We start from the raw sequence: 12,485 nt of genomic DNA, 5'->3' as shown, positions 1-12,485 counted from the left end.
TCCGATTGTTAAAGAAACATCAACCTGTTTCATATTGTACCTAATTCCAAACAAAAATTCAAGAGCTATTTATAAAAAAGCACATTAAAATAAATATTAAGAAAATTCCCGAAAAATGTGTTATAATTCTGTGAGAGAAATTTCTGTCCTGCCAGCTGTAACACAACAAGCAGGTACAGCATCTGTTACACACTACACAGACTTGAATATGGAGGTACAAAATGGGCCAGAAAATTTTATGGGACTGCCATATGCACTCCTCTTTTTCCGCAGATTCCGAAACACCCATGGAAAATATGATCCAGGCCGCAGTTGATAATGGTCTTACAGGAATCTGTTTTACGGAACACCTTGATCCGGATTACCCGGAAACGCCGGAAAATCTGGACTTTTCCCTGGATATCCCGGCATACCGCCAGCGTCTTTTTGAACTGGCTGATGCTTTTCGGGACCAGATCACTGTAAATTTCGGAATCGAACTTGGACTTCAGCCCCATCTTTCTGAATCTTTCTCCGGACTTCTGAAAGAAATCCCCTTCGATTTTGTTATTGGTTCTTCTCATGTCGTACACGGATACGATCCCTATTATCCTTCTTATTTTGAGGGACGGAAAGAATCCGCCTGCTATATGGAATATTTTGAATCCATTCTGGAAAATGTCGCTGCCTTTGATGAAATGGATGTCTACGGACATATTGATTATGTGGTGCGTTACGGCCCCAATCAGAACCGTCAGTACTCCTATGGCCGCTATAAAGAAATCCTGGATGAAATTCTCCGCACACTGATCCGTAAGAACATTGGAATCGAATTAAATACCGGCGGTTATCACTACGGCCTTGGCGAGCCAAATCCATGTGTAAATGTAATCCGCCGCTATCATGAACTTGGCGGTGAAATTATTACCATCGGTGCAGACGCCCACACCCCGGATAAAATCGCCTATGCTTTTGACAAAGCAGCAGATGTTCTCCGTGAATGCGGCTTTTCCTATTATACTGTGTTTAAAAACCGTCAGCCGGTTTTCCATAAGCTGTAGATCTATTTCTCTCTCCGGTCAGAGAGTTTACATTTTTATACCGAAAATACCATTTATCTAAGGAGGAACTCTATATGTCAACAAAAAGACTCCAGAAAAAGAAAGCTGCCATGCAGGCAAAAAAAGAACAGCAGCTGAAGAAAAATACAGTTGCTGCTAAAATTGAAACTTCCAAGACGGAACCGCTGAAAGTAGGAACAAGCAAAACCGAACCGGTCAAAGTCGAGACTTCCAAGACTGAGCCACTCAAGGTGGAAACCTCAAAGACCGAGCCGATCAAAGTTGAGACTTCAAAAACCGAGCCGATCAAGGTGGAAACCTCAAAAACCGAACCGATCAAAGTCACAACTGCAAAGACCGAACCGGCAAAAGTAACTACTTCCAAAACAGAACCTCTGAAAGTTGAGACTTCCAAAGAAGACACCGCCTACGATGCCCTCTACGAGAAACGCCTGAACCACTACTACAATGATCTGAAATGGCTCTACTGCGAGCTGTTCCGTAATCATCCGGAGGTTTCCGGCACATTCTCAAGCCTCACAAAGAAGATGAAAGAGATCTACCGTGAGCGTTCTCTTTCCATGAAAGAAGCTGACCAGAACTGTGCTGCGGATCCGGACTGGTTCCGTAAGACCACGTTCACCGGAATGGCTATAAATCCTGCGGATTTCGCAGATACCCTTGCCGGACTGTCCAGTAAGCTGGACTATATCAGTGAATGCAAGGCAGACACTCTGTACCTGACAGATCTTTTCCAGGCAACTTCCAACTGCTCTCTTCGCATTATCCCGGAGATTGGAAGTTCAGAAGATCTGCACGACCTTGCAGTTAACTGCCAGAAAGCAGGTATCCGCCTGGCTCTTGAAATCCCGTTAAGCCTTTCTGTGGACGACCCACATTCCGGTGCTCCATGTGTACTTCAGACTCCGGCCTTTTTCAATGCAATGCTTCTCCAGATCTTGGAACTTGCAAATGAGGGGGCTTCTGTATTCAGCCTTGGTGTCCTCCCTGTGATGAACAGCGAAAACCTCTGGAAGCTGCATTCCCTTCTCCGTATGACACGAATGGTCTGCGAGATCGTATGCCCAGGAGTCCTTCTCCTTGGCGAGACAGACCGCACCCCTTCCGAAGCAGCTGCATTCGGCGGAACTTCCGATATGCCGGAACTTCACATTGTAAACAGCACACAGCTGATGTCCGATATCTGGCACACGGTTGCCACAAAGGATACTGCTCTTCTCCGCCACGGAATTGATAAGACTGCCAATCTTCCACAGGCACCGGTATTTCAGAATTATCTCCGCAACCGCAACACGGTACGCTGGAATCTGGACTATGATTTTCTGAAAGACAGCTTTATCACAGAAGGCCCTCACAGAGATTATCTGAATGAATTCCTCGCCGGTCTTTTCCCGGATTCTTTTGCCCGGGGCGAGATCTATGTAAATCCGGAAACCGAAGAAGCAGAACTCTGTGGAACAACTGCCTCCCTTGCAGGAATCGAACGTTTTGATTATGAAGGAAATGCCGATGGTGTCAGCCGCGGAATCCGCTATGATGTAACACTCCACGCACTGCTTCTTTCCCTTCCAGGAATTCCGGTACTTCGAAGCGGTGACGAAGTCGGACAACTGAACGATTACACCTACAAAACCGACACTTCCAAGGCTTCTGATCCCCGCTGGCTCCACAACGGACGCTTCAACTGGACACTTGCCCAGAACAGAGCCGATGCCGAAACGATCCAGGGACGTATCTTTAACAGCCTAGAACAGCTGGAATCCATCCGCGCCAGCCATCCGGTATTTGCACCAGATGTTCCTGCACACACACTGGAAACCTGGGAAAAATCCCTCCTTGCCCTGGTAAAAGAAACTTCTGAAGAAAAACTGATCTGCATCTACAACTTCAGCGACCAGGACAAAGTAGCCTGGATCAACGAGCAGGACGGTACTTACACAGATCTCCTTACCGGAGTTCAGAGAGACGCTCAGGCCGTAGAGCTCCCTGCCTTTGGATTTATCTGGCTTATGCATACGAAATAACGATTTCCACCAAAAAGGACACTGCCCGTAAAATGGCAGTGTCCTTTTACATTTCTCATATTTTTTATTTTCTCAGCTTATCAATGAATGCGGCAAATTTCCCCTGCTCTCCCTTATCCAGCGAACGGCTGTAGATATTCTTGATCCAGGCCGTGATCACATCGATCAGGATCGGAGAAAACGTCATCAGAAGGAATACCAGAATGATCATTCCGAATTCCAGGGATCCCAGAGTCAGCAGATTCTGCAGAATCACGGCTGCCCCGAAAAAGATCACCTGCATACTGTAAATGATCACCTTACGATAGGTATTCAAAGGTGCGTAAACCGTCTTAAGTGCCGCCATATAATTCCAGCCTGTCACAAGCACACAGGCCGTATTCAGCATTGCATTGGAATGATACACATTCTGACATACCAGCATCACACTGAACACACAGCCTGTAATCGTCACAGCGCCCGGAAACGCATTCATAAACACGTGACGCAAAAATGTATGGTCGATCTTCTCATAATTGTTCTCCTGAGCCAGAAGAAACGTAGGAATACCAACTGCACAGGCACTGATCAAAGACATCTGAATCGGTTCAAAAGGATAGGAATCCCCAAAGAAGATCGTGATCAGTGACAGCAGCACGGAAAAAATCGTCTTGATCAGAAACATGGATGCTGCAGTACGGATATTATTTACAACCCGTCGTCCCTGATTCACGATCTCCGGCATCGCCGCAAAATTGGAATCCAGCAATACCACATTTGCAATATTCTTGGCCGCATCACTACCCTCAGCCATGGCAATACTACAGTCTGCCTCTTTAAGAGCCAGAACATCGTTTACGCCATCACCGGTCATTGCAACCGTATGCTTCTGTGCCTGCAAAGACTTCACCATCGCCTGCTTCTGCTGCGGTGTCACACGTCCGAACACACTGTATGTTGCAACTGCCTCGTCCATCTGTTCCTGGGTTGTGATCGTTGTTGCATCTACGTACTGCTCCGCATTTTTAAGGCCTGCACGTCTGGCAATGGCAGAAACCGTCACCGGATCATCTCCGGAGATCACTTTCAGATCCACGCCCTGGCTCTCAAAATATGCCAGCGTATCCGGTGCCTCTGCACGGATCACATCCGTAAGAAGCAGAAGTCCGATGGGTTCAAGTCCTGCCGGGATCTCCGTGCCTTCATTTACATTCTCACTGTGAGCAACAACCAGAACACGAAGTCCCTCTTTCGCAAAACCACTACAATATTCTGCCAGCTGGGGATTTCCTTCCGGAAAAAGAAACTGCACAGCACCCATCAGATACGTACCTGTATCTTTAAAAGCAGCTCCACTGTACTTTCTGTCGGAAGAGAACGGGATCACATGGTCCAGCTCCATATCCTGGGATACTTTAAATCTTGCACGGAGGGCATCGGCAGTGGCATTCTGATCTTTCAGCACAGAAAGAAGATTTCCCATGATATGTTCGATCTCCCGGATTTTCTCTGGATCTTCCTGGCTGCGCGTCTCTGAACCAGCCTCAAATTCTTCCTGTGGTGAGAGAATCGAACTCCCATCTTCTTTTGCGATGGCTTCTGCGGCCGAAGCTGCTGAAATCGCAGTCATATCAGAACTCTCAGTTCCATCGTTCTTGCTTTCACCAGACTCGGGCGCATTTTCTGTTGTTACACCTGAAATCTCCTCATCCACCGGCGGATAACTCTCCACCGCTTCCACACACATGGTACCCTCTGTGATGGTTCCTGTCTTATCCAGACAGAGTGTATCCACACGTGCAAGAGTCTCAATACAGTACAATTCCTGCACCAGCGTTTTCTTCTGAGCCAGCTTCAGGGCTCCCAGGGTCAGTGCCACACTGGTAAGAAGGACCAGTCCCTCCGGGATCATTCCCAGGACCGCTGCAACCATATTGACAACAGAATCCCGGATATTGTCTCCCACAAAATAATACTGTTTATAAAAAAGCATCGCACCCATTGGTACGATAATGATACTGATCACCTTCAGGATGGCATTCAGGGAATTTCTAAGCTCTGAATTATGGCGTTTGAATTCCTTGGCCTCGCTGGTGATCCTTGACGCATAGTTGTCGCTTCCTACATGGATGATCTGACAGCAGGCCTGTCCCGCCGTCACAAAGCTTCCGGAAAAAAGCTCATCTCCCGGATTCTTCGGAAGATTGTCCGCCTCACCGGTAAGCAGAGATTCATTGACCTCCAGGTTTCCTTCCAGGATCTTCGCATCTGCCGGGACCTGTTCTCCGGCCTTCAGAAAGATCAGGTCATCGACAACCAGCTTCTCTGTAGAAATTTTCCATTTTTTTCCTTCACGCAGAACAACCGTCTTGGATTCTGTCAGGATGGCCAGCTTGTCGATCGTCTTCTTGGCACGGACCTCCTGAATGATCCCGATCACGGTATTAATAAAAATGATTCCTACAAACATGGAGTTTTTGTAGGAACCAACCAGCAGTACGAGAACCAGCAGCACCAGGTTCAGAAAATTGAAGAATGTCAGTGTATTCTCCATAATGATCTGTTTATATGTCCTGGTGTTGGGGTTTTCGTTATTATTTACCTGGCCCTGCGCAATTCTTTCCTGAACTTCTTCGTTCGTAAGTCCTGTCATGCTTCTTACTTACCTGTCCTTTCAATGGCTTACGGTTTCTGTTCGATTGAAGCTTGCTCATGCCTCGGTTATGATCGTAAATATAAGGAATTAATATTCCTCTTCTGTGTCCTCTTCACCTTCGTGGATATCAGACTTCGGTTTGGAAAGACCTTCGATCTTAATGTGATGTTTCTCTGCATAATCCCAGAGAGCCGCATGAATTGCTTCCTCAGCAAGCAGGGAACAGTGAATCTTTACTGGCGGAAGTCCGTCCAGAGCCTCCATAACGGCTTTGTTTGTTACTTCCATAGCTTCCTCAATGGTTTTACCCATTACAAGCTCTGTTGCCATGCTGCTTGTTGCAACTGCCGCACCGCATCCAAATGTTTTGAATTTGCAGTCTTTGATAATATGAGTTTCGTCATCAATGTCAAGGAATATTCTCATAATATCGCCGCATTTTGCATTTCCTACAGTACCCACGCCGCTTGCGTTCTCAATCTCACCTACATTACGTGGATGCTGAAAATGATCCATTACTTTTTCACTATACATTATTTTTTCCTCCTGGCAAGTGTTTTTATTATTTTTTCTGCTTTTTAATAAAATCTTCATATAATGGAGACATACTTCTTAAGTTTGCAGTAATATCTTTCAGTTTATCTACTACAAAATCAACGTCCTCCATTGTTGTCTCCTCGCTTAATGTCATACGGAGTGATCCGTGTGCGATCTCATGAGGAAGGCCGATAGCCAGCAGAACATGTGACGGATCCAGAGAACCGGATGTACATGCAGAACCGCTGGATGCACAGATTCCGAAGTTGTCAAGCATCAGAAGAAGGGACTCACCCTCGATGAACTGAATGCTTACGTTTACGTTGTTCGGAAGACGTTTTACCTTATCTCCGTTAAGACGTACGTACGGGATCTCTGTGAGAATTCTGTTAATCATATGATCTCTAATCTCGATCTCTTTTGCAGTACGCTCTTTCATGGATTTGTTTGCACGCTCTGCTGCAAGACCGTATCCTACGATACCAGGAACGTTCTCTGTACCTGCACGACGTTTTCTCTCCTGTGCTCCGCCGTGTACGAAGGAACGGATCTTAACACCTTTACGGATATAGAGGAAACCGATTCCTTTCGGTCCGTTGATCTTATGTCCGCTGGAGCTGAGCATATCAATGTTAAACTCATCTACATTGATCGGGATCTGGCCGAATGCCTGAACAGCGTCTGTATGGAACAGGATTCCATGCTCATGTGCGATCTGTCCGATCTCTTTCAGCGGCTCAAGAGTACCGATCTCATTGTTTGCAGCCATAACAGAAATCAGGATGGTCTCCGGTGTGATGGCTTTCTGAAGTTCATCCAGGTCAATGAAACCGTTCTCATCCACATCCAGATATGTGACCTTCGCACCGCGCTCTTTTTCAAGGTATTCGCAGGTATGAAGGATTGCATGATGCTCGATCTTTGTTGTGATGATATGGTTACCTTTATTCTTGTATGCCTCAAAAGTTGCTTTCAGAGCCCAGTTGTCAGACTCGGAACCGCCCGCTGTGAAATAGATCTCCTCTTTCTTGGCTCCGATCACGTCTGCGATCTGCTGTCTTCCTTTTGCGATGGCAGCTTTACTGTTTGCCGCAAAATCATAAACGGTTGAAGCATTTCCGTAAAACTCTGTAAAATATGGCAGCATTGCCTCCACAACTTCCGGTGCGGTCTTTGTGGTAGCCGCATTGTCCAGATATATCATTTTTCCCATTTTCTTTTCCTCCTGTTCAGGATAATTATTTTTCGTGTATTCTCCGGCTTTCTTCGATCAGCTCACTGAGCATCAGTGTATCCACCGCATCTGTGATGCTGTCGTTGATCCTCTTCCACACTAATTTAGCTACGCAGAGATCAGAACCCTGGCAGCCTCCGTCACCTTCTGTTCCCGGGCATGTAGCAGCCTCCAGGCCGCCCTCCAGAACACGAAGGATATCTCCCACTGAAATCTCTTCTGCCGGTCTTCCAAGAAAGTATCCTCCGGCAGCACCGCGGACACTCTTCACAAGGCCCGCTTTCTTCAAAAGCGCCATCAGCTGTTCCAGATAGCTGACTGATATATTCTGACGGCCCGCAATACTCTGAAGCGAGACCGCTTCTTTTTCACTGTAAAGACCAAGGTCTATCAGGGCCTTAAGTCCGTATTTTGCTCTTGTTGACAGTTTCATCCGCTCACCTCTTTTTCAATTCCCAGTGTTTTCCTCAGATTTCATGTTTACTCTATCAGAAACCTATGGTTCTGTCAAGACTAACTTCTTCATATACTGACAAAAAAGGCTCCAGGTTATCCATGTCAAAAAAAGTATTTCTCAAAGGAACCTTGATTCTTGCCTGCACGGGACTTGTCAGCCGTATTGCTGGTTTCTTTTATAGGATATTCCTATCCCATGCCATTGGTGCGGAAGGTCTTGGTCTGTATCAGCTGATCCTTCCTCTGCAGGGACTTATGGCTGCTCTTTCTTATACCGGAATCCAGTCTGCACTTTCCCGGCTGATTGCGTCCAGACTTGCTCTTCAGGAAAAAAAGGAGGCATATTTTTCTCTGGTTACGGGAATCTTTGCGGCTGTCTTTTTTTCTGCTGTAACCGGTTTTCTGCTTTTTCGGCATGCAGATTTTTTTGCTTCCACAATCCTGAAAGCACCCGGGACCTCCGATCTTCTTCGGCTGACGGCTGCCAGTATACCACTCTGCGCCATTCACTCCTGCATTGACAGCTATTATTATGCCCGGAAAAAAGCTTCTGTACCCGCAGCTGTGCAGCTTAGCGAGCAGGCTGTCCGGATCGGTGCCACTTATATCCTGTATCTGATCTTTCTCTCCGAAGGCCGTCCGGTCACTGCGATGATCGCAGCCGGCGGTTCCCTCGCAGGAGAAGCTGCCGCTTCTCTGATATCACTCCTTATGGTTTCTTTTCATTTTGGAAATCATCCTGTAAAAGAAAAAACTTCCGTTAAAATTTTTCCGCTGATAAAAGATCTTTTTACCCTGTCTTTCCCCATATCCCTGAACCGCATCCTCCTGACACTTCTCGGAAGCATAGAAGCGGTTCTGATTCCACAGATGCTGATTCGCTGTGGAATGACTTCTTCAGAGGCACTGAAAATTTACGGGATCTTTACGGGAATGGCCCTTCCCCTGCTCCTGTTTCCTTCCACCCTTACAACTTCCGCAGCTGTAATGCTGATGCCCTCTGTCGCAAGAATGGATGCCCTTGGAGATCAGAAACAGATCCGCCATGTCACAGACCAGACTTTTTTTCTCTGCATGTTTCTGGGATTTTTGTGTGGAAGCGGATTCTTTCTCTTTGGACCATTCCTTGGAACACTGCTTTTTCACAGCCAAACTGCCGGAACTTACATACGGTATCTTTCTTTCAGCTGTCCTTTTCTTTATACCAACACCATGCTCGCCAGCATCCTTCAGGGGCTTGGAAGGCCGGGGCGCTGCCTGATCCACAGCGCTGCCGGCATTCTCATCCGTATTTTTTCTGTTGTTTTTATGATTCCGGCAATTGGGATTCGAGGCTATTTTTACGGCATTTTTCTGGGTGAACTGCTCCTTTCCCTTCTACACGTGAAAGCGCTAAAATTTCCCTATCGACAAGCGGGCGATAATCGTTTATAATTAATAACCGAAATGTTATAATTATGGAGGAATAAAGTACTATGAGTTTTGAATTCATAAAAAAACTGCCAACTCCTGAGGAAATCCGCAATCAGTATCCCATCGATGCTGAACTTCAGGCTCTCAAGGAGAAACGCGATGCTGAGATTCGCGACGTTTTCACCGGAAAATCTGATAAATTCCTCGCTATCATCGGACCATGTTCTGCAGATAACGAAGATGCTGTATGCGATTATCTTTTAAGACTTCGCAAAGTACAGGAAAAGATCGAGGATAAAGTCCTCATTATCCCGCGTGTTTACACAAACAAACCACGTACAACCGGAGAAGGATACAAAGGAATGGTCCATCAGCCGGATCCTGAGAAGAAACCGAACCTTCTTGCCGGACTGATTGCAATCCGTAAGATGCACATACGTGCCATCCGCGAAAGTGGTTTTACCTGTGCAGATGAGATGCTTTACCCAGAGAACTACCGTTATCTTTCTGATCTTCTTTCCTACGTTGCTGTAGGTGCACGTTCTGTTGAAGATCAGCAGCACAGACTGACAGTCAGCGGCATGGACGTTCCGGCTGGTATGAAGAATCCTACCAGTGGCGACTACAGCGTTATGCTGAACTCCATCGTTGCAGCACAGGGCGCTCACCGCTTCATTTACAGAAGCTGGGAAGTTGAGACCACCGGTAACCCGCTCTCCCACGCAATCCTTCGTGGTGCGGTAAACAAACATGGGGAAGCCATCCCGAACTACCATTATGAGGATCTTCGTCTTCTCTATGACAAATACCACGCAAAGAACCTTGCCAACCCGGCAGTGATCGTGGATACCAACCATTCCAACTCCAACAAGCATTACGAACAGCAGGTTCGTATCGCAAGTGAAGTTCTTCACAGCCGTCAGGTAGATCCTGAGCTTCATACCATGGTAAAAGGTCTCATGATCGAGAGCTATATCGAGCCAGGCAACCAGAAGATCGGTGGAGATCACATCTACGGTAAATCCATCACAGATGCATGCCTTGGATGGGATGAGTCAGAGAAACTGCTTTATACGATTGCTGAGAACTGCTAAGATCTGTCCGATCTGCAGTTTTAACAAATCAAGGGGTCCCTACGGGATTGCAAATATTCCCTTGACTGAAATGCACATCAAAAGAACCGGCGTTCTTCCTTTCTTTGGAAGCGTCGGTTCTTATTTTTTTCTGCTTAATATTATATTTCTGTTTACAGGTTAATGCCTCGGATGCGCCTTCATATACACATCGCGCATTTTTGCAACACCAAAATTCAAATAGATCTGTGTAGTGGAAATGTCCGAATGTCCCAGCATTTCCTGTACACTCTTTACATCCGCCCCGTTCTGCAGCATATGTGCGGCAAAAGAATGTCTCAGGGTATGTGGTGTGATATCATGCTGGATTCCTGCTTCTTCCGCATATCCCTTCAGCACTTTCCAGAACCCCTGTCTGCTCATGGACTTTCCTGAACAGTTGGTAAAAAGGCTCTGTGTCTCATTTTCTTTCACAAATGTTCCACGGGCTTCTTTCAGATATTTCTCCATGGCATTCCTGCACACATTTCCCACAGGAATGACCCGTTCCTTCTCTTCATCGTGACAGACCACATAACCAAGCTGAAGATTCATATCCTCCAGATTCAGGTGAAGCAGTTCACTGACACGCATTCCTGTCGCATAAAGAAGTTCCAGCATGGCGCTGTCCCGAATTCCTTTCGGGGTATTCAAATCCGGCTGTCTCAGAAGTCTGTCCACTTCATCCACAGAAAGAATCTCCGGCATCCTCTTCTCAACCTTAGGTGGCTTCAGTTCCAGGGATGGATCTCTCTCAATCCGGCCTTCCTGCTGAAGATACTGAAACAGTGCACGGATCGAAGCCACATTTCTGGAAATGGTAGAAGAGGCAAACTGTCCTCTCTCCATGTAACTGAGATATCCCCCCAGTTCCAGCTCTCCCACTTCACGGATATCATAAATTCCACGCCCTTCAAAATATGCTGCCATCTTCTTCAGATCTCTCTGATATGACACCTCTGTATTATGAGATGTTCTTTTTCTATTATGTAAATATGTAATAAATTCCCGTATCTCTATGTCCATTCTCTTACATCCCGTTTCTAAATAACTCATTATCAACAAAATCGTAAAATCTGTATTCTTTTATGACTGAATTATACTGTGTATTTTACATAAAATCAAACGGTTTTTCAGCGCAAAACCACGCAATTTCAACACTTTCCGCCTCAAACCACCAAATATCGCAGATTTTATGGAAACCATCACTACATATTGTAAAAAATTTTTTCAAAAAAATTTCAGCCCCTTTACAACTTTCTCAAGAATCCACGGATTCAGGAAACTTTCCGCAAGAATTCCCCCTGTATACACCAGAAATGCAGTCATTCCCTGCCGGATATATAGCCTCGATTTCTGAGGTACAAGCCCATAGTTTTTCCAGATATCATAGGACTGTCTGTATACAAGACCAGCAAGATAAAAATACACCGGAATATAGATCACATACTGAGGAATCAGAAGTCCGGCCCCGGCCACACCTCCGTAAATACCAAATTCCAGCACGGATAAAGTCAGGATAAGTCCTGTCTCCATCCCAAGAATCAGCATATAAGCCACTGACAGCGGTACCCCAAATATGGTAAACCCACAGAAAAACAGAAAAAGAAAGAGTACTCCCCTGTGTCGTAACACTTCCAGCAAATATGCTCCGCCGGAAATATCTTTCCCCGCAAAATTCCGGATCAGATAGAAAGAAGCCAGGGTTTTCTGTTTCCATTCCATTTTCCAGATCAGATTCGGTATGATATTTCCCACCAGAAAACCGGTCAGAAAAAGAATCTCTGCCGGAAAACGACCAGCTGTTTTCCATTTTCTGCTTTCATTTCTTTTTTCCATTCACTCACCCTGTACCAGTTTACGTCCAAACTCTCCGTAATATAACCTGTTTCCGGGCAATCGAGTAGGAGGGAAAATTAAATAAATTTTCCCGACCTCTCACACCACCGTGCGTACGGTTCCGTACACGGCGGTTCAACCAACTTAACAAGTAACACACCTTTCGGTGTAGTA

General features: G+C 46.0%; 10 protein-coding genes. 4 read left to right on the top strand and 6 right to left on the bottom strand.

What is annotated here, in order from left to right; genetic code table 11:
- Positions 1-221 precede the first annotated feature (221 nt).
- Positions 222-1,040, top strand: a complete 819-nt coding sequence (locus G5B06_RS04140) for a histidinol-phosphatase HisJ family protein (RefSeq protein ID WP_173762876.1) — start codon at positions 222-224, stop codon at positions 1,038-1,040.
- A gap of 74 nt (positions 1,041-1,114) precedes the next feature.
- Complete coding sequence (locus G5B06_RS04135) at positions 1,115-3,085, top strand: hypothetical protein (RefSeq protein WP_173762875.1); 1,971 nt, start codon at positions 1,115-1,117, stop codon at positions 3,083-3,085.
- 64 nt (positions 3,086-3,149) lie between these two features.
- Here the strand turns inward: G5B06_RS04135 and G5B06_RS04130 are convergent, their stop codons facing one another.
- The 4 genes from G5B06_RS04130 to G5B06_RS04115 all read right to left on the bottom strand — a co-directional run bounded on the left by G5B06_RS04130 (position 3,150) and on the right by G5B06_RS04115 (position 7,924).
- Entirely contained in the window at positions 3,150-5,717 is a 2,568-nt protein-coding gene (locus tag G5B06_RS04130; protein ID WP_173771429.1) for an HAD-IC family P-type ATPase, read from the bottom strand.
- 90 nt (positions 5,718-5,807) lie between these two features.
- Complete coding sequence (gene nifU / locus G5B06_RS04125) at positions 5,808-6,254, bottom strand: Fe-S cluster assembly scaffold protein NifU (protein ID WP_015526995.1); 447 nt, start codon at positions 6,252-6,254, stop codon at positions 5,808-5,810.
- A gap of 28 nt (positions 6,255-6,282) precedes the next feature.
- Positions 6,283-7,470: a cysteine desulfurase NifS gene (gene nifS / locus G5B06_RS04120; RefSeq protein ID WP_148447435.1), complete on the bottom strand. Its 1,188-nt coding sequence runs from the start codon at positions 7,468-7,470 to the stop codon at positions 6,283-6,285.
- A gap of 25 nt (positions 7,471-7,495) precedes the next feature.
- Entirely contained in the window at positions 7,496-7,924 is a 429-nt protein-coding gene (locus tag G5B06_RS04115) for an RrF2 family transcriptional regulator (protein WP_015526993.1), read from the bottom strand.
- 122 nt (positions 7,925-8,046) lie between these two features.
- Between G5B06_RS04115 and G5B06_RS04110 the strand changes: the two genes are divergently transcribed.
- The gene (locus G5B06_RS04110) at positions 8,047-9,381 is read left to right on the top strand and encodes a polysaccharide biosynthesis protein (protein ID WP_148447437.1); all 1,335 of its coding nucleotides are present in this window, start codon (positions 8,047-8,049) and stop codon (positions 9,379-9,381) included.
- 41 nt (positions 9,382-9,422) lie between these two features.
- Positions 9,423-10,454, top strand: coding sequence for a 3-deoxy-7-phosphoheptulonate synthase (locus tag G5B06_RS04105; protein WP_173762873.1), 1,032 nt, complete (start codon positions 9,423-9,425; stop codon positions 10,452-10,454).
- Positions 10,455-10,613: 159 nt separating this feature from the next.
- Here the strand turns inward: G5B06_RS04105 and xerD are convergent, their stop codons facing one another.
- Positions 10,614-11,498 (bottom strand): site-specific tyrosine recombinase XerD, encoded by an 885-nt coding sequence (xerD, locus tag G5B06_RS04100; protein ID WP_173762872.1) that lies wholly within the window; start codon positions 11,496-11,498, stop codon positions 10,614-10,616.
- A gap of 204 nt (positions 11,499-11,702) precedes the next feature.
- On the bottom strand, positions 11,703-12,311 hold the full coding sequence (locus G5B06_RS04095; RefSeq protein WP_021976877.1) for a stage II sporulation protein M: 609 nt from the start codon (positions 12,309-12,311) through the stop codon (positions 11,703-11,705).
- Between the last annotated feature and the right edge of the window lie 174 nt (positions 12,312-12,485).

Origin of the sequence: Blautia luti (assembly GCF_013304735.1) — a bacterium.
Lineage (GTDB): Bacteria > Bacillota > Clostridia > Lachnospirales > Lachnospiraceae > Blautia_A.
Note: the sequence above shows the minus strand (reverse complement) of the source record. Positions and strands in the feature narration are given on the sequence as shown.